The 23139-nt window shown below is 38.6% G+C and carries 17 protein-coding genes; 7 read left to right on the top strand and 10 right to left on the bottom strand.

What is annotated here, in order from left to right:
• Position 1 precedes the first annotated feature (1 nt).
• Positions 2 to 160: an NUDIX hydrolase gene (locus BKP57_RS22195; protein WP_156875342.1), complete on the bottom strand. Its 159-nt coding sequence runs from the start codon at positions 158 to 160 to the stop codon at positions 2 to 4.
• Positions 161 to 503: 343 nt separating this feature from the next.
• The gene (gene yfkAB / locus BKP57_RS13940; RefSeq protein WP_050351493.1) at positions 504 to 1637 is read right to left on the bottom strand and encodes a radical SAM/CxCxxxxC motif protein YfkAB; all 1134 of its coding nucleotides are present in this window, start codon (positions 1635 to 1637) and stop codon (positions 504 to 506) included.
• Positions 1638 to 2061: 424 nt separating this feature from the next.
• Between yfkAB and BKP57_RS13935 the strand changes: the two genes are divergently transcribed.
• Positions 2062 to 2553: a nucleoside 2-deoxyribosyltransferase gene (locus BKP57_RS13935; RefSeq protein ID WP_050351494.1), complete on the top strand. Its 492-nt coding sequence runs from the start codon at positions 2062 to 2064 to the stop codon at positions 2551 to 2553.
• An 870-nt stretch (positions 2554 to 3423) separates the two neighbouring features.
• Here the strand turns inward: BKP57_RS13935 and BKP57_RS13930 are convergent.
• Both BKP57_RS13930 and BKP57_RS13925 read right to left on the bottom strand, forming a co-directional pair.
• The gene (locus BKP57_RS13930) at positions 3424 to 3645 is read right to left on the bottom strand and encodes a hypothetical protein (RefSeq protein WP_050351495.1); all 222 of its coding nucleotides are present in this window, start codon (positions 3643 to 3645) and stop codon (positions 3424 to 3426) included.
• Positions 3646 to 3713: 68 nt separating this feature from the next.
• Positions 3714 to 4466, bottom strand: coding sequence for an EcsC family protein (locus BKP57_RS13925; protein ID WP_050351496.1), 753 nt, complete (start codon positions 4464 to 4466; stop codon positions 3714 to 3716).
• A gap of 115 nt (positions 4467 to 4581) precedes the next feature.
• Between BKP57_RS13925 and BKP57_RS13920 the strand changes: the two genes are divergently transcribed.
• Positions 4582 to 5238 carry a GntR family transcriptional regulator gene (locus BKP57_RS13920; RefSeq protein WP_050351497.1) on the top strand — a complete coding sequence of 219 codons (657 nt, stop codon included), beginning with the start codon at positions 4582 to 4584 and terminating at the stop codon, positions 5236 to 5238.
• 289 nt (positions 5239 to 5527) lie between these two features.
• Here BKP57_RS13920 and brnQ read toward each other — a convergent pair whose 3' ends face one another.
• Positions 5528 to 6889, bottom strand: coding sequence for a branched-chain amino acid transport system II carrier protein (gene brnQ / locus BKP57_RS13915; RefSeq protein WP_072741761.1), 1362 nt, complete (start codon positions 6887 to 6889; stop codon positions 5528 to 5530).
• Between the two features lie 336 nt (positions 6890 to 7225).
• Between brnQ and BKP57_RS22185 the strand changes: the two genes are divergently transcribed.
• On the top strand, positions 7226 to 7393 hold the full coding sequence (locus tag BKP57_RS22185; RefSeq protein ID WP_156875340.1) for a hypothetical protein: 168 nt from the start codon (positions 7226 to 7228) through the stop codon (positions 7391 to 7393).
• 191 nt (positions 7394 to 7584) lie between these two features.
• Here the strand turns inward: BKP57_RS22185 and BKP57_RS13910 are convergent, their stop codons facing one another.
• From BKP57_RS13910 to BKP57_RS13900, 3 genes are all read right to left on the bottom strand, one after another.
• Complete coding sequence (locus BKP57_RS13910; RefSeq protein ID WP_050351499.1) at positions 7585 to 9339, bottom strand: ABC transporter ATP-binding protein; 1755 nt, start codon at positions 9337 to 9339, stop codon at positions 7585 to 7587.
• Positions 9340 to 9922: 583 nt separating this feature from the next.
• Entirely contained in the window at positions 9923 to 11527 is a 1605-nt protein-coding gene (locus tag BKP57_RS13905) for an ABC transporter permease (RefSeq protein WP_050351500.1), read from the bottom strand.
• A 13-nt stretch (positions 11528 to 11540) separates the two neighbouring features.
• Positions 11541 to 12422, bottom strand: coding sequence for an ABC transporter ATP-binding protein (locus BKP57_RS13900; RefSeq protein WP_050351501.1), 882 nt, complete (start codon positions 12420 to 12422; stop codon positions 11541 to 11543).
• Positions 12423 to 12621: 199 nt separating this feature from the next.
• Between BKP57_RS13900 and BKP57_RS13895 the strand changes: the two genes are divergently transcribed.
• The 4 genes from BKP57_RS13895 (at position 12622) to BKP57_RS13880 (ending at position 19216) form a co-directional block, all read left to right on the top strand.
• Complete coding sequence (locus tag BKP57_RS13895) at positions 12622 to 13194, top strand: TetR/AcrR family transcriptional regulator (protein WP_232231168.1); 573 nt, start codon at positions 12622 to 12624, stop codon at positions 13192 to 13194.
• 510 nt (positions 13195 to 13704) lie between these two features.
• Positions 13705 to 14460, top strand: coding sequence for a GTP cyclohydrolase II (locus tag BKP57_RS13890; protein ID WP_050351503.1), 756 nt, complete (start codon positions 13705 to 13707; stop codon positions 14458 to 14460).
• Positions 14457 to 15566, top strand: coding sequence for a bifunctional diaminohydroxyphosphoribosylaminopyrimidine deaminase/5-amino-6-(5-phosphoribosylamino)uracil reductase RibD (gene ribD, locus BKP57_RS13885; protein ID WP_072741760.1), 1110 nt, complete (start codon positions 14457 to 14459; stop codon positions 15564 to 15566). The genes BKP57_RS13890 and ribD overlap by 4 nt, the downstream gene beginning before the upstream one ends.
• Positions 15567 to 16072: 506 nt before the next feature.
• The gene (locus tag BKP57_RS13880) at positions 16073 to 19216 is read left to right on the top strand and encodes an ATP-binding response regulator (RefSeq protein WP_050351505.1); all 3144 of its coding nucleotides are present in this window, start codon (positions 16073 to 16075) and stop codon (positions 19214 to 19216) included.
• Between the two features lie 413 nt (positions 19217 to 19629).
• Here BKP57_RS13880 and cydC read toward each other — a convergent pair whose 3' ends face one another.
• Together cydC and cydD are read right to left on the bottom strand one after the other, a co-directional pair.
• The gene (cydC, locus tag BKP57_RS13875; protein ID WP_050351506.1) at positions 19630 to 21336 is read right to left on the bottom strand and encodes a thiol reductant ABC exporter subunit CydC; all 1707 of its coding nucleotides are present in this window, start codon (positions 21334 to 21336) and stop codon (positions 19630 to 19632) included.
• Entirely contained in the window at positions 21336 to 23069 is a 1734-nt protein-coding gene (gene cydD, locus BKP57_RS13870) for a thiol reductant ABC exporter subunit CydD (protein WP_050351507.1), read from the bottom strand. Before cydD ends, cydC begins: the two co-directional genes overlap by 1 nt.
• Positions 23070 to 23139 lie beyond the last annotated feature (70 nt).

Below are 23139 nucleotides of genomic sequence, written 5' to 3'. Positions count from 1 at the left end.
TTTATCGATAAGCTTCCTCCGTTACCCATTTCGCATCAACAACCTCTTCTGGTTGCAGGACCAGTTCTTCTACAGTAACATTGGCAGGGAATAGCCAGGTGTCATGGTGATAAACCTCCCTAACCTCTCGCTGAAGGAGCTTTCCCTTCTCTCTATTCAAATTGCAATCCCAATTCCTCAGCTACTTCCCTGCAAGCACCTTGTAGACTATCTTCTCCAGCAATAACAGATCCTCAATAATCCCCATATGGCTTATCTGGATGCAGTTTGGAAAGCAGCAGTTCTCCTCGCTCATTTTGAATCCAAACGTGAACAACTAAATAATACTTCCCGTTAGGAATGTAGCTCATGCAGTTGCTTTCGATTCCGGTCATAGAAATCCCAATAATTCCACCCAACCCCTCCTAAAGTGACATCATATAAGGAGCTTAAGACCCCTCTTCAACGTGCTCAAGTTGATCGATAGACGGGGAAGAAATACCCCAACTAATGAAACGCTTATTTTATCGATCAATCACTGCTTTTCGCTGTTGAAAGTCAATATCTTTGTAATACGTATTTTTCACTAATACATTTGGTCCGAGACATTTCACCGCAGGACAATGACAATTAAGTGATTTCGCTGTTTCTGTCTCCATCCATCGCTCATAAGCCTTAGGCAAAGAAGACGTTTGAATATTGCCGAGCTTCGGTTCATCACCGAAATCCGTTACAATAATATCACCTGAGAATATATTGACATTTAAACGAGAGCGTCCATCCGGATCATTCCTTACTGAAACATTTTTTTCCTTAAATAATCGCTTCTGTAATTCCAAATCAGCTTGCGATGAACTGCAGGGATAGAATGGCAATGTACCAAATAACATCCACACTTCAGAATTACGATGATCGAGTAATCGTTCTATTCCTGTACGGATTTCTTCCAAAGATAATGTTTCTAGATTACTAGCAAAATCAACAGGATACATCGGGTGAATCTCATGTCTAGCACATCCCATCTCTAAGACGTGATCATGAATGCTTTCCAAATACGGATATGTACGCCGGTTCAACATGGTTTCAGCTGATACCATGACACCTTCATTGGACAAACGCTGCGCATTTTCTACCATCCTCGTAAAATATTTTTTTCGGTTTTCGAATGAAGGCTTGCGCTCCATTCTCGCAAAACCCGTCTCCGCAAATTCCTCCGCTGTTCCCCAGTTATGGGAAATATGTAACACATCTAAATATGGGATAATCTCCTCGTATCTGTTATATGGCAATGTCAAATTTGAATTAATTTGCGTTTTCACACCTCGGTGATGTGCATAACGAAGTAGCGGTACAACATAATCACGGACGGATTTTTTCGACATCATGGGCTCACCGCCTGTTATGCTTAACGTACGCAAATGAGGAATTTCATCAAGTCTTTTCTCCAATAATTCGATGGGCAATGCATCTGGGTCTTTCCCTTGCAGTGTGTAACCAACAGCACAGTGGGCACAGCGCATGTTACAAAGCGTTGTAGTTGTAAATTCAATGTTTGATAATGTCATCCTTCCATGCTGTTCCACATCTAAATAAGCCTCCCAAGGATCATTTTGAGGTGTAGGCTTACTTTTGGTAATGATTTTATACTGTTTACTCATTTTAACTACTCCTATCTTATAACTCCCATCATAAGTATGAATAAAGGTTAGGGCTTATGTCAACGCAAAAAGCTATGTAACTTTAATTAATATATAAGTAGAGAATCTCTCTATCAAGGTTGTTACCGATTTGAAAAGATGATAACTAGACTGGAATTTTCATTGATTGAGATGACTCCAAAGACAATTTCCTATTGAATTGAAACTGTAATTGGTGCATCTGTACTACATGAGGTTGACTTTCATTATATTGAGGACAAGATATTTTTTAAAATTAATGCTTTACAGCATACTTAAGATGCGCTAAATTAATTATTGTACTTAAACTCTCTATAAAGCAATACTAAAAAACATGATAAGTGAGGATTTTTTCACATGAAAAACTCTCCTTTCTTTTTAAGTTAACACAGGAGGTTGATTATAGATGAATTCAACGACAGAGATTACAAAAGCAAGGGTATACCTAGCCTCTCCATTTTTCAATGATGAGCAGGTTGAGAGAGTAAAAAGAGTTGAGCAGGCATTAGAGGCTAATCCTTTTGTCGAAGCTTATTTTTCTCCTAGAAAGGAGCAACTTGACTCTCTTCCTTTTGGCTCTTCCCAGTGGGCTAATGCCGTTTATCAAAATGATATAAAAAATATTGATTGGGCTACTCATGTTGTTGCTGTAATTGATTATGATGGAGAAACTTTCTTGCATGGTGAAAGGCATGGACACGTTGATTCAGGAACAGCTATGGAGATTGGTTATGCTGTAGCTAGCAGAAAGCCAGTGATCTTAGTCCATGAAAAAGGAGGCATTGTCAATCTGATGCTGTCAGAGAGCTGTCAAGCTTACCTGACTAGTACTGATTATGTTACTGAGTATAACTTTTTAAACATGCCAAAGATTCAATATAAGGGCGGCTATATTTAATAGTCGGCTTTAATGGAGAGTCTGAGCCAATAGAAAAATTGGTTACAAAATACTAAGAGGCTGATACTAACAGTATTGATGCAGAAAGTAGCTGAAATGCTGAATGATATAAAGTGATCTTCAAATCCGTGGGGGTTGTCCTGCATCCCCACGGATTGTTAATACCGTAATGGTATGACCTAAAGGTCTCTTACGAAGTAGGGCATTTAGGTGCTGTTATCTCCCATTAAGACTTGTTGCAGTACAGATTATCCAACTCCTGGAGTGGGAGTCTTACAGCACCTTATATCCGGGATAAATTCAATGTTGCAGTAGGTGGTAAATACTGTCTTATAAGTACTCTGGGGAAGTGGTATTACTGCTTGATGATAGCCTACTGTAACAGTGAAACAGGAAAGAGGCTGGGATAAAAGCAAATACTATATAGCTAAAGCCGAACAATCAATTTATCATTGTTCGGCTTATTTGTATTAAAAAAATTTCTATCACCGCTATGTCAAAATACTTCGCTTTCCACAGGTCTCCTCAGCTTCCTCGGAAAGCAAAAATCGCTTTCCTGCGGGATCTTCAGCTCGCGCTGTTCCCGCAGGAGTCTACATATTTTGACTACGCTAAAATTTGCGTATACACAATAGGCGATTTATTGTTCGTTTTTCTAATCAACTGTTTTAGTTATGTCCCAGCCTCTTTTTGTTATATTTGCTTTCAAACTTTAGCTAGTTTAAAGAGCATTTCTTTGTTAGATTTATTTTTCCTCTCTCAATCCGGTTTATAATATTAGCTGTATCTACTATATAACAATGTCAAATTTGAAATGATTTGCGGCTAAACACCACGACGATGGCATATTGAAGCAGCAACACGACATAATCACGGTCTAACTCTTCCGACATCATATTCTTCTGTTATGCTTAACCTGCGTAAATAAAGGATTTCATCAAGTCTTTTCTCCAATAATTCGGTTGGCAATGCGTCTGGAATTCCCCTTGCAGGTGTAGCCAACAGCATAGCGGGCACCACAGCACATATTATAAAGCATGGTTGTCGTAATTTCGATGTTCGATAGTGTCCCGTCATTCCATGCTGTTCCACATCTAAAACAGCCTCCTAAGATGCAGTAAAAGAAATGGAGACATACCAATTCCCTTTTGTTAAGGTTATTAATTGTTGTTCTCCTTTTTAATAGTTTCAGTTTCATCACCTGGTATCTTCAACAATCTTAACCTGTACGCGTTCATCGCTGTCTCTCCCAATTGATCTAGTAAATTGTAGTTGGCATAAGCCCCAACCACCGCACCAAATCCAGGAACCATTTGCAACAATTTAACCAAGTCTATATAATCACGGTATGCTTGTTGAAAAACATGCCAGTCCATTTCTACCAGCGTTTGCTTTTCCTGTTCCCAATTTTCGATGGTATTCATGGTTTGCCTTCGCGTCTCATCATTCGAAAAAGCAAGCTGGAAGACATGTAATATAAACAATCGCTCTTCGTACTCTTTTGTATCAAAACCATAAATAGCCGCAGCTTCGAATAAAAATTTAACCTTTATAGATAATAGTAATGGAAAATCAGCTAAACCAAGAAGTATTCCCCCTGCACCAGTACCTGCTCCTTCAATGGTAGCCGTCTTCCGATATGTTACTAATTTTTCTTTCACTAGTTCATCCTGCTTATATAAGCTCTTCTCTCGAATCATAGACTGTTTTGTTGTCAGCTGAGACCCTGCTAAAATGGCTTTTACCATATTTTTAATACTATCTGTAATGAAGCGTTGTGCTTTTGCAGGAATCCAACTATTTATTTTCGCTTGTGCTTTTTTAGAGACTTGGTTAAATAAGTTAGGTTTTTGATACATCTTCTTTCTCCACCGTAATAGTTCATGCTGCACCGCTTGTTCATAGGAATCCATTTAACCGCCTCCTTCAAATAAAACAACACTAATATATTGTATATTTCCATGGTTCCTTATTTTATTGTATACTATTTATTATACAATATATTTATTCGATAAAGGGGGAACAGAGATGCCAATACCTGCAAATCATTCCAAACCTGTTCGACAATCAGCAAAAGAAAGCGCATATAATCAAATTCAACAATGGATTATAGATGGTACATTGCAGCCAGGGGAAAAACTGAATGATTCGGAGCTAGCCCAAGCATTGGGAATTAGCAGAACTCCAGTTAGAGAGTCGTTACAATTATTGGAAACAGAAGGATTTGTGCAAATGTTTCCTGGCAAAGCGACACAGGTAACCGAAGTGGAAAAAGAATCCATGAAAGATCTGCTACCACCTTTAGCAGCTTTACAAGCCTTATCTGCTGAATTAGCGATTGAAAATTTAACCAGTGACGTCCTGACATTACTCGAGAAAACAAACGACAGATTTGCAAAAGCGATTCATTCTGAAAATTACTATGCAGCATTAAAAATTGATGAAGAATTCCATCAAATCATTGTCGATACTGCAAACAACCCTTATATTCATCGAATCGTTGCACATTTGCAAGCGCATGTTAGACGATTATTTTTTCATAATTCCATTATCTTAACAGAAAAATCCATTGAAGAACACGCACAAATTATTGAGCTAATGAAGGAAGGGGAAACAGTCACATTATCACATGTCATGAAAGAAAACTGGTTGCGAACAATTGATGAAATTGAATCTTTGCAATAACTATGGACGTGAAACTCGACATAACTTATCTATACCTGACAAAGGCGTAGTCAACTGTAGACCCCCAGCTTTAACGCAACAATAGAAAAACTTGGCTCACGCCAACCCCTCAGGTGCAAATAGCCATTTAATGTACTTTGATTCGAACTTCAGGAATTTGACCACCACGTTTTTTATCACCCCTTATGCAGGTAACTATTTTATTCAACCCCAATATGCAAGCTTGAAGAAGCACTAAAAAGGATCCGCTCGCGCTTTTCAAGCAGATCCTTTTTTTGGCGTATCTCATTTAAGAAGCATGTACTGTAGAAGCTTTTTGTAGTCGCAATACAGTTACTGAAATAATCAAGACGATCAATGCTGGAATTAGCCATCCGAGCCCTTGATTATAAAGTGGCAACACCGATTCATAAAAAGAAATAATTGGCTTTAACCATGGAAAATATGCTATTCCTAATGAATCACATAACGATTTCAACCCATCAACCAAACTAATGCATAACGTCACTAAAGTTACAGAAATATAAACTGCTCTCCCGTGATTAAATAATGGTGACAAAAATGCCAGTAACATTAATACGATCGCAAGTGGATACAACAGCATTAAAACTGGAATGGAATACGTAATAATGTTCGTTAATCCGAAGTTCGCAATCGTAAACGTAACAATTGTAAACAGGAAAACAAATTTCCGATAGCTTACCTTTGGATACAAAGAATGAAAGTATTCCGAGCAAGCTGTCGTTAAACCGATACTCGTCGTTAAACAAGCTAACGTAATAACGATGGCCAATAATACCATTCCAAATGTTCCAAAATAATGCGTTGCAGCACTGCTTAAGACGGGACCTCCCGTTTCAAAAATACCATAAACACCGGTACTTGTTGCCCCTAAGTTAGCAATCCCGATATAAATAGCAGCAAGTAAAGCAATCGCTACAGATCCGGCTTTAGCTGTTGTTCGTATAATTTCTGTTTTTGACGTAACACCAAAGGAGCGTATAGCCTTAATAACAATAATCCCAAACACTAGTGATGCGAGCGCGTCCATCGTGTTATATCCTTCTAAGAATCCCTTTAAAAACGGTCCATTCAAATAGTTTCCCTGAGGTACTTGAGGATTTCCCATTGGATTGACAAAGACCATCGTTAACAAAATGAGAAGGAGAATAACAATTCCTGGTGCTAACAGTTTACCAACATAGTCGACAATTTTTGCCGGGTAAAGTGAAAACAGCATGGTTATCACAAAGAATAAAAAGGAAAATACAAATAGTCCGATTTGTAAGAATTCTTCAGTCATAAAAGAAGAAAATCCGACATCAAAGGCGACAGTTGCTGTCCGCGGTGCTGCAAAAAACGGTCCAATGGTTAAATACAATAAAGATGTAAACAGAACACCATAAACCGGATGAACTCTGCCAGCTAAATCTTGCAAGCTTTCACTTCCAGAGAAACTCATAGCTAAGATACCTAATAAAGGAAGCCCCACACCTGTAATTAAGAAGCCGATTACCGCTTGCCAGACATTTTCCCCAGCAAGTTGACCTAGTTGTGCAGGAAAAATTAAATTACCCGCTCCGAAAAATAGTGCAAATAACATAACGCCTATTGCTAGATAGGTAGAAAAAGATAATTTTTTATTATTCATATATGATGTTCGCTCCCGATGTTAGAATAGTAAAGATATTAAAATAGTGCAAAAGGATATGCAATATATCGCTGATGACATACATCATACTATTTTTTCGACAAACATGCAATATATTACTTAAATTATTTCAACATTTCGACATAAAATAATATAATTGTCACACTTTAGTAATTATTCGCTTCACTTATTGGGATTTTTCATTATCCTCTGTTGGTAAAAAGTAAGGAGACGTGTAGTTTCTCCAAACCAGTAGAATACTTTGACACTGTTGGAAGTAACATTCTATTTTTGCTATAATTTAATATATGAAGTTCAACGAACGGGGGCTCTTTTATGAACAGCAAACATATCATTAAGATTATAACTGTAATTACTGTAGCAATTATCGCTTTCCTATCGATTTACTCTATTGAAAATCGCAGTTTAACTGTTTGGATGATTGTTATAACTGGAGGAATTCTTTCCTTTGTCGGAAGGAAAATGGAAACAAATACGGAATGAGGCTGGGGACAACTAAATGGTCAGCTTCAATGGCGAATGATTGCATCATATATGTACATTTAAATAGAAAAAATCCGAACTAATTCAAATTCTAAAGTTCGGATCCTTCTTAGACTACTATACTTTTGTCCTAGCCATTTTTCATACGTATCAAATCCATTATGTTACTCAGTACGGCAGTCCCGAAGCAATCATTGCTCATTACCTCCACCATTGGTCAGTTGCTGTTCGGCAAATTCACGATATAAAGCATGCTGCTCAAGTAACTCTTCATGTTTTCCTATGCCTGTTACTTTACCATTTTCAATAAAAATAATTTTATCTGCGTGCACAATAGTTGCTAATCGATGCGCGATGACAAAGGTTGTTCTTCCATGCATTAATTTTGTTAAGGCTTGTTGTACTATTTTTTCTGATTGACTGTCTAAGCTTGCAGTCGCCTCATCCATCATCAAAATTCGCGGATCTCTTAAAAAAGCTCGAGCAATATTAATCCGCTGTCGTTGCCCACCAGATAATTTAATCCCTCTTTCTCCTACTTTCGTATCTAATTGATCAGGAAATTCAGCAATAAACTCAGCAGCATACGCCATTTTTGCAACCGCCCATAGCTGATCATCTGAAATATCATCAACCTCCGCTAATCCGTAGGTCAAATTTTCACGAATGGTCCCTGCCATCATTGCACTCTCTTGAGAAACATAGCCTATTTGCCTGCGCCAATCTTTAAGTGAAATTGCTTGAATCGATTGATCACCAATTAAAATATCTCCGGACGTAGGTTGATAAAACCTTTCCAACAAACCAAATAAAGTCGTTTTCCCCCCGCCACTAGGTCCAGCAAAGGCAATCATTTCACCTGGTTTAGCGGTAAACGATATGTCTTCTAATACCTGTTCGTTCTCCTCATAAGCAAAGGAAACATGCTGCACATAAATTGGCTGCTCTGAAATTTGCTTACGAATACCCTTCTGTCCAGCTTCTTCAGGCAAATGCAGGATAGAAATAATTCTTTCTGTTGCTCCTTTTGCTTTTTGCAATTGGGTAAAAAACATAGCAAACGACGTAATCGGCATGACAATTTGAAAAAGATAGAGCAGAAATGCGACTAATGAACCTGTTGACATCGTTCCATTCGCTACGCGAATCCCCCCGTAACCGATAATTACCACGACTACCGCCATAACGATGAAATACATAATTGGACCGATTAAAGCGAAGATTTTTGATTCTTTTAAGCCAAGTGCAAGAAGCTTTCCTACCCCTTTCGTGCCTTTTTTAGCTTCATATGATTCTGCAGTTGAAGCTTTCATGAGTCGAATTTCACTTAATGTTTGTTGAATGCCACCTGTAAAAGTTGCCGTTTCATCCTGCAAACTACGCGAAATGGAAGCCATTTTCCTCCCAAGTGGAACCATTAAGATGATAGTTACAGGCACGGAAATAAGCATCATGAGCGTCATTTTCCAATCCATAATCAGCAATATCGTTACGGCGCCGATAATGGAAATAATCCCACTGATAAATTGTGGAAAATGCTGTGAAATAAGGTCTTTTACAATCCCAGTATCGTTGACAACACGACTGACTGATTCGCCACTACTCGTCTGATCAAAATAGCTAACTGGCAAACGAATAAGCTTTAACCACATTCGCTCACGTAGCCGCGCAACGATTTTTTGCCCAACTGAAGCTAATAAGTATGTAGAGACACCATCAATTAGGGCTTGCAAAATAAATACAATGCCGATCACAGCTACTAGCGTCCAGCTTAAAGAGGCTATTGAAAAGCCATCAACGAGTTCTCTCGTCAGCAATGGGATGCTCAGACCAACGATAGTTGTAATAACACTTCCTACCAGCCCAATAATAAGCGCCCACTTCGGTATATTGGTCGATCGAATTAATGATATAAAAGGTTTAAAACTGTGTTTATTATTTTCCATAAAATAACACTACCTCCAACTTAGTTGCCTCTTTCTATTCATTATAAAGGAAAAGAAAAATGGTGGATATAAACTGCACTTATTATCGGCTTATTTACCTGTGACCTACTGTACAAGTACATTTTTGAATACGAGGAAACCAATTAATTGTATGCTTTTAAGCTATCCCATTGATAGTATATCCTATGACTTAACGTCATAAGCAATAGTAATTTTTCTTACGTATGCATTAAAAAATTGTAAGCTGTTTTATGATTAGTTCGGCAGCTAATATACTCTTGTTTTTCACGGAATATGTGAATAATTGGCTCCAAGCTTTGTTTGGTTTGTAATAGCAAGTCCCAATGTCAACTACAGTGGAAAAAAAAGATAAGGCACGACCTTTATGGTTTGGCGCACGACTCCCTTACTTGGACGAGCACCTTTTATACTTTGATGCACAACTTCCTTACTTCGACGCGCGAACTTAAAACGAAGGTAGCTTTCAATATTACATCGTCTTCTCCCTGAAAATTTTACTAAGACCACTGAAAAATTTAGATTTACAGTGGCCTCTATCCAAAAGGGGGTTGCTTATGCATTACTACCCTTCCATATCACGATTTCTATACCCGATAAATCCAATCCATGTAAAGCCGACAGCAATCGCAGTTAGAATCAAAGCTACGTCCCAGTTCATGTCTTCAATTGGTAATTGTGGTATGTGCCCGTATGGAGACAGTTTTATCATCCATTCTGGAAATCGGATTAGATTTCCTAAATAGACAACGATAAATGAATAGATCAAATAACCCCAAATCCAATTTGTAAATTTACCAGAAACTCCGATCAATGTGATCGTAATCCCAAGCATGACCCATACTGCAGGTACATATACAAGTGCTGCTTTATACACGACAGTAAACTCCAGTCCACCTTCTATAACTGCTGTTCCAGCACTCCATAAACCAATTGCAGTAAGAGATAGCATAACGAAAGCTACGATAAATGCAATAACTAGCGTACTCCCTAACAACCTGTGACGAGATACAGCACGACTAAAAAAATGCTCAATACGATGTTTTTTCTCCTCACCAACAACCTTTAACATTGCCATTAATACAGGAATCGTACTGAACATTGCCATAATACTCATAAGCATAGCAATAAATTGTTCGGTTAACGTATATCCTGCAACAGGCGTTAACATATCTTGCATGATATCCACATCAGCAAAAAAAGATTCTAAATCACCTAGTACCGATCCATAGGATGCGCCAAGAACAAGCAAACCGATTGCCCATGCGATGATTGTCGTGCGCTGGATGCGAAAAAGTAAACCTACAGGTGTAGTTAAAAATTTGGATGCCCGCTTTTTACCAGGTCTTGACGTCAGAAAGCCAGCCCCCATATCCCTCATATGATTTAAGTAGAAAGCAAGCAGCCAAATCAGGAGTGATACCAAAAAAGTTAACAGCATCGGCCACCAATAATTCGTTACATACACTTCTCCACCTAAAATCCAACCTAAAGGAGAAAACCAAGACAGTGCTTCATTGCTAACATCGCCCATAGCACGAATCATGTAGGCAATACCTAAAGCTAAAAATGCTAATCCGTTAGCCCCTCGCGAACTTTCAGATAATTGAGCAAATACTGCTGTCACAGCAGCAAAAAAATATCCAATTGCACCAAGCGAAGCTCCATATAATAGCGAACCTTCTAAATCCATACTCTCAATACCAAGCGCAAACAGTCCTATACCTGTGAGTAAGGCTAGTAGTAGATTCGTAAAAAAAGCTAGGTTCATTACAGCCATAAGATTAGATAAGCGACCTGTAGGCAACGATCTCATTAGCTCCATTCGTCCGTCCTCTTCTTCTGCTCGTGTATGGCGCGTCACTAATAATATACTCATAATAGCTACGACGATTGCTGTAAATAAAAGCATTTGGTGAGCCATCATTGCCCCAAATGTATAATCATTTAATCCATATCCTTTTCCAACCATCGCCGTCAAAGCTGGATTGTGCATGGTCTCGGCAATTGCCTGTCTCTCCGCCTTGTTATCATATAAATCCGTAAAAGATACAGCAATAACCAACGTTATAGCAACAACAAATACGATCCAAACTGACATTCGTAATCGATTTTGTCTAGCAAGAAAGCGCAACAGCCTTCCCGTGTTTTTAAATAATAAACCAGTCATGTTGTCACTCCTTTCATTGCCCTTCATAATGGCGCATAAACAAGTCTTCTAAAGTAGGCGGAGCGCTTTCCAACTTGACAACTCCAAACGTGCTTACATAGCGAATAATTTGATCCAAATTTTCTGTATCCACCTGGAATGAGACTTCCGCTCCGTCCCTTTTTATCTCATGGACTCCTTTTTGCTCATCTAGCTTGCTGATCGGTTCTTTCGTTTCCACTACTAAATTCGTCCTCGTTAAGTGGCGCATATCACGGAGAGAACCTGTTTCTATTATTTCACCCTGCCTAATAATCCCAACTCGATCACATAGCTTCTCCACTTCAGATAATATATGGCTCGATAATAGGACACTTTTTCCTGCTTCTTTCGCTTCCATTACACAAGTTTGAAATACTTTCTCCATTAACGGATCAAGTCCAGATGTGGGTTCATCTAATATATATAAGTCTGCCTCTAAGGAAAACGCAGCAATTAAAGCAACTTTCTGCCGATTTCCCTTTGAATAGGTACGGCATTTCTTCGTAGGATCTAATTCAAAACGCTGTATAAGCTCCTCTTTGCGATGATTGTTGATACCGCCACGTAATTGAATAAACAAATCAATTACTTCACCGCCAGTTAAATTCGGCCAAAGATGAACATCCCCTGGCACATAAGCTGTTCGCTGATGGATTGCAACCGCATCCTGCCAGGCATCCTTTCCAAAAATCCGTACATCCCCACTAGTCGCTTTTAAAATCCCTAAAAGAACGCGAATTGTCGTTGATTTTCCAGCCCCATTTGGTCCGATAAAGCCAAATACCTCTCCTTCATTTACCTCGATACTTACTTGATTTAATGCTGTAAATTTCCCAAACCGCTTTGTTAAGTCTTTCGTTTGTAATACGGTCATTTTTCATCCTCCTCTTTAAAGGCTCCCACAGTAATACAACTATTTAATTATGAAATATTTTAATCTATATATTTCATATTATATAATTTACCATCTTTACGCAATATGATTTGAAATATTTTAATTGTTTTACTACATATTTTTTATTAAACTAGGGTTGAGGTGAAATACATTGGATGGTTTTCAAAGAAGACGTGAAATGAAAAAGACGCAAATTTTACAAGCAGCACTGGATCTATTTATGGATTATGGCGTACAAAAAGTATCCATGAAAGAAATTGCTACCGAAGCAAATGTTTCTCAAGTTACCATTTATAATTATTTTGTTAGCAAAGACAACCTTATCGATGAAGTTATTAAATATTATATTGACCGCGAGCTAGCAAATTTTGAACAGTTAATAAATAGTAATCAAACCTTCCCCGAGAAAATTAAAGCGATTATTTTTATTAAGAGCGAAACAGCAAAACAAATAAACGAAAACTTTTACCAAACACTTATGGAAAAATACACCAGTAAAGCTAGCTATATTCAGGAAGTATACGCTAAAAAAGCAGTTCCGATGATGATGGGTTTCTTTGAAGAAGGAAAAAAACTAGGCTATATTGATCCCCAAATATCCAACGAAGCAATATTTATGTATTTGCAAATTTTTCAGGAGGCATTTCAACGAGAAGAAATATATCAGCATATTTTTCCTATCACAGAAGACTTTACCAAGCTTGTATTTTATGGCATTGCTGGCGATAGTGGAAAAGCAGAAGAGCAATAACCAAGTATGTGGGTTGCTCTCCTGCTTTTTATGTGAAATTTTCAGCGCGTGTATGAGTATTACGCTTACAAAGGTTGTGAGTGGTACTGTACGACTTTCTCGCTTCGATGAGCCATTTTTTCAGTTTGGCGAACGCCCCGCCCGTTTCGATCAGTGACTTATCAGGCTTTAGCCACTTTCCAGCTTGAACATGAATAGTACGTGAACATGTACAAATCCTAAACGACGATGACCATCTTCTATAAATCCCCATTCTTATGTTCAATCCTTCCAGCGATGAAGCGTAAATTCCCTCACTTATCATTACTTTGCGACGAACCGATAGGACTTATCGTAGGGGCATTTCTAAAGTTGCATCGTTGCTGGGCTCATGAGCCGGACGTGACTAGTCGGTTATTTCGCTACCCACAAGCACCTCATTTTATACTTCCCATCTTTTAAAATAAACCGAACGATTGATGCTCCTTATTTTTTTCATTATACTTAGAACATATGAAGGGAGATTACAAAATGGAGCAACAAATAAAGTTAGATCCTCAAGTTTTGTCTATTTTGCAAGATAAAATACAACGGATTGACACTGAATATGATTCCATATATTTAGTTGGTCCCATTCAGCTACCTGTTAACTTAGGCGGGAAAACAACCTTGTTCCACTGGTATTGTTGGTGGAACTATGAAGAAGTTACAGAAGATTATGAAGCAATTATTGCAAAGTTGTCTTCCGCAAACTTAGCAGAATATCAGCAATCCAGTGTTTTAGTTTATGGCGATTTTGCCACTGCAGATCATGCCCTTGTAAGGATGCACTCCATTTGTCATACAGGTGATATTTTTGGCAGCAAGCGATGCGATTGCGGTTTTCAATTGCGAGAAGCAATGGAACGCATTAAAGAGAACGGCTCAGGCGCTCTATTTTATTTAGCGAATCACGAAGGTAGAGGGATTGGGTTATTTAGTAAGGCAATGGCCTACATCCTTCAAGAAAATGGTTATGATACTGTCGAAGCAAATGAAAGGTTAGGTTTCGTAAACGATTCTAGAAATTATCAGAACGCACTTCATGTACTAAAGAAATTACGCCAGAAACCTGTAACAGTCATTACCAACAATCCGGAAAAACTAGTCGCTTTTAAAGATGCTGGAATTTCTATAAATGGACGAACTCCTTTATGGGGAGACGTTTCCGAATACAACCGTAAATACTTGCAAACGAAAGTAACCAAATCTGGACATTTCCAGCCAGAAGGAGCTTTATTACAATGACTACACATGATTTTTATATGAACATAGCTTTAAATCATGCTCGTGCAATGAAAGGACAAACTGATCCAAATCCATTAGTCGGGTGTGTCATTGTTAATCATAACCGTATTGTCGGAATTGGTACACATTTGCAAGCCGGAGAACCGCATGCAGAGATTCACGCATTACGAATAGCAGGGGAACAAGCTCGTGGAGGAACTTTATACGTCACATTAGAGCCTTGCTCCCATTACGGTAGAACAGGTCCTTGTGCAGAAGCGATCGTTCATGCCGGTATTGAAAAAGTAGTAATCGCCACGTTAGATCCGAATCCAATCGTTTCTGGTAACGGTGTTGCAATTCTAAAAAATGCCGGCATTGATGTAGAAGTAGGTATTTGTGAAGAAAAGGCGCGTAAAATGAATGAGGTGTTTCATACATTTATTGTACATCAAAGACCATTTATTACATTAAAAACAGGAATTACGATGGATGGGAAAGTAGCTACACATACCGCTCACAGTAAATGGATTACATCTAAAGAAGCAAGGAGAGACGTTCATCAATTACGTCATCAACATATGGGGATTTTAACGGGAATTAATACGGTTTTAAAGGACAATCCGGCACTTACGGCACGTATTCCAAATGGACGCAATCCGCTTCGTATCGTGATGGATTCAACATTAAAAATTCCCCTTCATTATCAGCTGATTCAAGATCAGCAAGCAGAGACTTGGATTTTCACAACGACGAATCATGATGAAGAAAAACGAACAGCGTTAGAAGCATTGGGGATAAGGATTATCGTAACAGCCAACTCACATATGGTAAACCCTCAAGAAGTAGTAGCATATTTAGGGGAGCAAGGGATTTCTTCACTACTCTTGGAAGCAGGAGGAGCAGTAAACGCTGCTTTCCTAGAGCAGCAACTTATTGATAAGCTGATCTTATACATGGCTCCAAAGCTCATCGGTGGAAAAGAAGCCCCTACATTTTTAGAGGGTACTGGAGCAAAAACAATGGAAGAAGCAATTGAACTTACGGACATTACGATTGAAACTATCGGCAAAGATATCAAATGGACAGGGTATCCTATGTATAAACATTCATCTCTTGAACAATAGCCATCATTACAGCAGCAGGCAGAGAAGAAATACTCGTCGCTCTTTCCTACTATAGTGTGCCAGGGTCCAAATGAAGATCTCCCTGGCATAATATCCATATCTGGGTTCTCGGAATCAAAGTAAAAGATAAAACATCGCTTTTTCAATCCATTATCACCTTTTAGCCTATATATAAAAACAAGCGATATAATGGATACCAATAAAAGCATTGCTTTATTTATGAAATGAAATTAAATGAACTTAACGTAAACGTTAGAAAAACTCCATTCTACTTCCCATCAAAAACGAGTAATAAAAAATAAACCGATGAATAATCTTGGAATTACAGCTATAATAGATGTTGGATTGCTCTACTTTAATAGAACGGTGTAAAGTCATATCCGTTTTCATCATGACCTATTTCTAGTTGTAGCACTATCCGCTACATGAGAGCACCGTTATTTTCCAATTTTTACTATTATCTCGCATTTATCTTTCGATTTCTGTCTATAAAAGGAGAATACGCTTTGACTACTAAATCAGCGCCTTTTCTCACAAGAAAAAGGCATTTTTTTATTATCATCGTTTTATTTTTAATTATATTGTCAAGTTCACGAATTTTATGGATGACATCTTTTCAATCACAAGAGCAACCACCTTTTAAAAATGGACAAATAGATTTGCGAGATTGGAGCGTGAACGATGATGAAGTTCTCTTATTAGATGGCGAATGGGATTTTTACCCATCAGCACTATTAACAGGGGCAAACTCCCCACAAACAACCAAATCTCCAGAATCTATTGAAGTTCCTGGTGAATGGAACAAAATCTTACATTCTCCATACGGCTTTGGTTCGTATCGGTTACAAATTCTAGTCGACCCTGACCAAGAAGTAAATTACAGTATACGGATATTAAGTATACGCAGTGCGTCCAGTGTATATGTCAATGGGCGCCTTTTGGACGGATCTGGGCAGGTAGCAAAAAATAAAGAAGCATACAGTCCAAAAAACTTGCCTTACTCCACCACTTTTACAGCTGACAAAAACGGGGTCATTGACATTTGGATACAAGCAGCAAATTTTGTGGATAGTCGTAGTAGTGGGATTGTTCGCTCGGTCAAATTCGGTTCAGAAAATGCCATTATTAAAGACATAAGATTTTCCTATACAATGCAAGTTGCAACTACCATTGTGTTTCTTGTCCATGCACTCTATGCTCTCTTATTGTATTTTCTTGGTAATAGAGAAAAGAAGTTACTATTCTTTTCGATTCTGTTGTTTAGTGCAGTGGGAGGAAGCCTATTAAGCAATGACGAAAAGCTATTCCACCAATTAGTTTATATGGGTCATAAATGGGATTTTCGCTTGGCAAACTTCTTATTACTAATTGCATTTTTTGCTTTGCTACAATGTACAAATCACCAAACGCTTCGGTATTGGAAGCGAATTTATCCTGTGTACTTCATGATCGTGTTGGGTACTGCTGGAATAACATTATTTTTAAACGTAACGCAAATCATCATGATCTTTCCAGTCTATTTCCTATTAGTTGGAACATCCACCATCGTCTCCATCATTGCGATTTGGAAGCAATTTATGAAATATCCAAGAGTAAATTTGTTACTACTCTTTTCTCTCACGGCGTTAATTCACCATTTTACATGGGCCATCACTTGGAGAGAAAGCGGCGTCTCGGTGCCACATTATCCGTTTGATTTGTTTATTGCCATAGGGTGTTTTGCTGCGGTGTGGTTTAAAGATTATTTTAACATGCATGCGGATACGAAAGAGCTTGCCTCCACGTTACAGCGAATGAATAACCATAAGGATCAATTTTTAGCTAACACATCTCATGAATTTAAAAATCCGTTGCACGGTATCTTGAATATGTCACAAGCAGTCTTAGAAAGGGAGCAAGCTTCACTACAACAAAGAAGTGTGCGGGAATTGGAAACTATTTTATCTGTTGGACGCAGGATGAGCTTCATACTAAATGATTTATTAGATGTAACGAGTCTCCAGCAAGGAAGCCCTCGTTTGCAGAAAAAATCTATTGCGATTGGTTCTATTATTACAGGAGTCATTGACATGCTAAAATTCACTGTAGAAGGAAAACCAATTACGATCGTCAATCAAATACCGAATGAATTTCCACCAGTATTTGCTGATGAAAACCGCGTCATTCAAATTGTCTTTAATTTACTTCATAATGCTGTAAAATATACAAATGAAGGGCAAGTTACGATAGACGCTTTCGTCCAAAATAATCAAGCGTTTATCACAATCAGTGATACAGGGATTGGCATGGACAAAGATATGCTTCATCGACTGTTTCAACCATATGAGCAAGCAAATGCGAAAGAAACAATGATAGAAGGCGGGTTTGGCTTAGGACTTAGCATAAGTAAACAATTAGCAGAATTGCACGGCGGTACATTAGAAGTGGCTTCTACTCAAGGTGAAGGATCGACATTTACTTTTTCCTTAGAATTAGCAAATAAAAATGAGATAACTTCCCATTTATACGATCAGCCTCTACATGAAGAACCCATTCAGCGGAACCGATCGATAACCTTAACCGATACCGAACAAACGGAAACGTCACTACAAGACGAACATGGCATCAAAGTTAACAAAACTGCTAAACGACCCAACATATTAATTGTAGATGATGATCCGGTTAATTTGGAAGTCATGAAAACAATCCTTCGTCCCGAGGAATATAATATTACGACGGTAACGAGTGGACATAACGCACTTACTATTTTGAACAAAAAAGAATGGGACTTAGTTATTTCCGATGTGATGATGCCACAGATGTCCGGGTATGAACTCACGGAGACGATCCGAAAACAATTTTCCTTAACAGAACTGCCTATTTTATTACTTACAGCGAGAAGTGAGAGCTATGATATTCGTAGCGGTTTTTTAGCTGGAGCAAATGACTATGTAACAAAGCCAGTTGAAGCGATGGAGATCAGGTCAAGAATTGAGGCCTTAACTACCATCAAACAAGCGGTTCAGGAGCAATTGCAATTAGAAACTGCTTGGTTACAGGCACAAATTCAGCCACATTTTTTATTTAATACATTAAATGCAATTGCGAGCTTAAGTGTCATCGACCTAGAAAAAATGCAGGAGTTACTGAATGAATTTAGTTATTTTCTAAGAAATAAGTTTAAATTTAAAAACATGAATGAATTAATTCCTCTGGAAGAAGAATTGAATATGGTCCGTTCTTATCTCTATATCGAACAAGTAAGATTTACAGATCGCCTGCAGGTTGTATGGGAAATAGATACAGAGATATGTGATGAACTGAAAGTCCCGTTTCTTTCTATCCAACCTTTAGTTGAAAATTCTATTCGACATGGTATTATGAATCGGGTTCAAGGTGGTAAAATCATTATTCGTGTTGAGGACTATGCAACGCATGCAGAAATATCTGTAGAAGACGATGGCGTTGGAATAGATGAAGAAACTTTACAGCACATATTGTCAAAACAATCCGCAAGCAAGTCAGGAGTTGGGATCGTCAATACAGACTTACGTTTAAAACGCTTCTTCAACGAGGGATTGCATATCGATAGTACAGTCGGAAAAGGAACAAAGATATCGTTTATGATAATGAAAAAAGTGCACCATGAACCTGAGGACAGTAATGCATGATAAAGTGAATCTTCCATCAGTGGGGGATTTCATTCGTCCCTCACTGATTGTAAGATGAACGAATCGGGCATTTAGGTGCTGCTATCCCCCACTTAGACTTGTGCAGTACACAAATTATCCAACTCCTGAGGTGGGAGTCTTACAGCAACCTTATATACGGGATAAAAAGTAATTATGAACGAAAAGAGGCTCCTTAATCGTAACTTCGTAGGTTAACTAGTCCATACACAAATCAGTACTACATTACGAAAGGAGCAATTAATATAACGTTACACAAAAAATATGCAGGCTTATCTATTATTTTCAAAAGCTCATAGAGAGCAGCCAGGATATTTTAATGGATCGCAAATTTATCTCAGTTGATTCGTTCCATTCGCTACGTTGCTAAACGGGCACCCCGACCTTTGTTCTATTTATAACAAATTATTTTCCAGCTTCTTCATTTCATAAAAGTAACCTTGTTTTTCCATCAATGCTGCAAATGTACCAGTTTCTACGATTTTGCCCTCGTCCATTACAATAATTTGATCCATTTTTTCCAATCCTGCCAGACGGTGACTAATTAGCACAAGCGTATCATCTGCTGCTTGCCTAAATACGTGTTCATAAACAATTTGTTCTGTAACGGCATCTAGAGAGGATGTAGGCTCATCTAAGAGCCAAAGCTTGCCGCCTTTTAACATCGCCCGAGCCATAGCAAGGCGCTGCTTTTCCCCGCCGGACAGATTTTCTCCTCGTTCGTATACCCTATCATCCAAATGAAAATGCTCCAATTGAACTTTTCTAAGCGTAACCTGTAATTCTGCGTCTGCAACTGTATCATTTGCCAATAATAAGTTGTCACGAATGGTTCCATAAAAGAAATGGTTTTCTTGTAAGACAACATTCGCTGCTTTCCAAATGCTTTCCTGTTGCACGCTTGCCATTTCAGTTCCACTTATTGTTATCTTTCCCTGATTCGGTGTGATTAACTGTAGCATAAGCTGCATTAACGTTGACTTTCCAGATCCACTTGCGCCAACAAAAGCTGTTTTTGACCCTGAAGGCAAATGCACATGTACATCTTCTACAGCTGGACGTTCTTCAGTCGCAAAAGTGAATGTAACATCTTCCATCTGAATCTCTGGTGCTTCATCTATCACTAAAACTTCCTTATGAACAGGTGTCTCTTTTTGATCAATAATCGAAAATAACCGCTTTGCTGCACGACGACTATCGTTAAAATGGATGGGAAACACAGCCATTGCCGGCGCTTCTTCGAAAACAGTCAAGGTAATCATAATCAGCATGGCGAGAAAAATTCCATCTAACTCTCCTCTTCCAATCAGATAAGCACCTGCAGCTAATACTGCTACCATTACGAGCAGTGAAATGAATTGATTTAACGACTGATTGAACAACGTCGTCCTCTCTTCTTTATCTTGCTCTTTGATGTAAGACTCGGAAGCTTGAAGCAACTTTTGCTCTTTATCATCCAACTGTTGATAAATTTTCAAATCACGGAAGCCATACAAAAGCTCTGTGACTTCCGTTGAAAGACTTGCTCTTTTTATACGGACTTCACTATCAATTGCCCGTTGATGAACAGCAAAAATGGCCGGGATCACAATCGCAGTCAGTAAGAATCCAATCAGCAAAATGACTGCTATTTGGAAAGAATAAAAGGTCGTAAAAAAGATCGTACTCATAAATACAAGTGCCAATACTACTGGTGGATACACGACACGTAAAAAGAAATTTTGCAAACTTTCCACATCACCAACAATACGAGCCAGTAAATCCCCACTGCGATACTTATGAAAGATTCCTGGCGCTAACGGTTCTAGCTTTTCGTAAAAAGCCATCCGTAATTGACTAAGCATGGTAAATGTGCCACGATGGGACACATATCTTTCTCCATACCGACTAAATGCCCGAACAAAACTTAATAACTTTACAGATGCAATGACAAGCATCAGTGTGTAAAAAGGTGGTGCAAATGCTGCTTTGGAAATCAAATATCCACTAGCAGAAAACAAGAGTACTGCAGCCATTCCCGCAATAAATCCGAATACGATAGAGAGTACGATATCTTTTTTTTCCTTCATCATCATTCGCATTACAAAGGTTAGCTCTTTCATTACCGCTGCCCTCCTCGCTGTACCATTACCATCTTACGGTATCCTTCTACACGTTGAATCAGCTGTTCATGTGTTCCTTCAGCAACCAGACGGCCTTGATCAAGGTATAAAATACGATCAGCATCTTTTATCGTGTGCAGACGATGCGCAACAGTTATAATGGTCGCTCCTTTAGCTAGCTTTTCGATCGAAGCCTGAAGAATGCGTTCTGTTTTTAAATCAAGCCCTGTCGTCGGCTCATCAAACAAGATGATCGCTGGCTGTTTTAAAAATGCTCTCGCCAAAGCTAAACGTTGCTTCTCTCCTCCCGATAGCCCTCGTCCACCTTCTCCAACATACGTATCATACCCATTCTCTAACTCACCAACCATGGCAGCAAGGTCTGCTTGCTCTGCCGCATGTTCTATTGCTTCTCTTGTTGTTTCTTGCTTATTTCCAATGGCAATATTATCGGCGATACTACCTGCAAATATATACGGATGTTGCGAAATATAGCCTAATTGAGAAAACCAATCTGCTTCCTGATAGGCAGTTAAAGGCTTTCCGTCAACTAGAATACTCCCTTCATCTGGCATCATAATACCTGCAATGAGATGCAAAAGCGTGGATTTACCTGACCCTGTTTTCCCAACAATGGCGTTTTTCGTTCTGGGAGCGAAAGTAGTATGGATAGGGTGTAACATAAAATCATCTTCACCATATTGAAATGAGACACCTTGTAATTCCAGCTTTACAGGTTCCTCTTTTTTAGAAAGCGGTGTTTCTCCCCATGTAACAGCAGATGCCTCATCCAGGGCTAATTCTTCCTCCACTTTTTTTGCTGCTCCCATACTGCTTTTGCCATTATGAAATGCCGTTCCTAGCTCCCGTAGTGACGTAAAATATTCGGGAGCTAATACAAGCACTAAAAAAGCTGAAAAAAAGGAAATTCCATCAAAAACAATCAATTGTAATGCAACTTCCAAAGCAACCAAACCGATTGCCAGCATGGAAATGAGTTCAAGCATAAACGATGACGTAAAAGCTACTTTTAATATTTCCATTGTCGCATCTCGAAAACGCAAACTACTCGTTTGGATCACGTGTTTCTGCTGCTTCGCCTTGCCAAACAATTTTAATGTGACAAGACCCTGTAGTGTATCAAGAAATCGCCCGGAAAAAGCGGCTAGCTCTTCCATTTGCTCTTCCGATTTTTTCTTCGTTTGCATACCAATAATCACCATAAATAAAGGGATAAATGGCGAAGTAATCAGCATAATCAAACCGGAATTAACATGCTCTAAAAAAACGACAATCAAGATAATCACAGGAATAACGGACGAGCGAATAACTTGTGGAATATAGCTGCTAAAATAGCTATCTACTTCATCAATCGCATCCATCATGACACTTACCTTTTGACCCGCTTGACCTTTCAGTGAAGCTTGCACCGGGTTGTTAGAAAAATGAGCAACCAGCCTCTGTCGAAAATGGCTCTTTGCTTCTGACCCTAGATGGATTCCAATTTTTCCACTAATAAAAGGAATAAAGCTCCTGGCAAATAAAACGAACAATAATCCCCCTAATAATGGAAGAATTTCCTGAAAACTGCTCTTTTGTAAAAACACACCATCAATGACAGTGACAAGCAAATAAGCCTGTGCCACTATCGAACTTCCCATTAACAATGACAGCACTAGTAAATATATGGTGCTTTTTTTATTTGCATAAAGATAATTCTTTATATGATTCATGCAGATGCTCCTCACCCTATGAGCTCAATTACAATTATATACACAAAATATTTTTTGGAGGTACTACAAC

Source organism: Virgibacillus sp. 6R, from assembly GCF_001895305.1.
Taxonomy (GTDB): domain Bacteria; phylum Bacillota; class Bacilli; order Bacillales; family Amphibacillaceae; genus Virgibacillus; species Virgibacillus pantothenticus.
The sequence above is the reverse complement of the archived record's forward strand: the minus strand, read 5'-3'. Positions and strand labels throughout refer to the sequence as shown.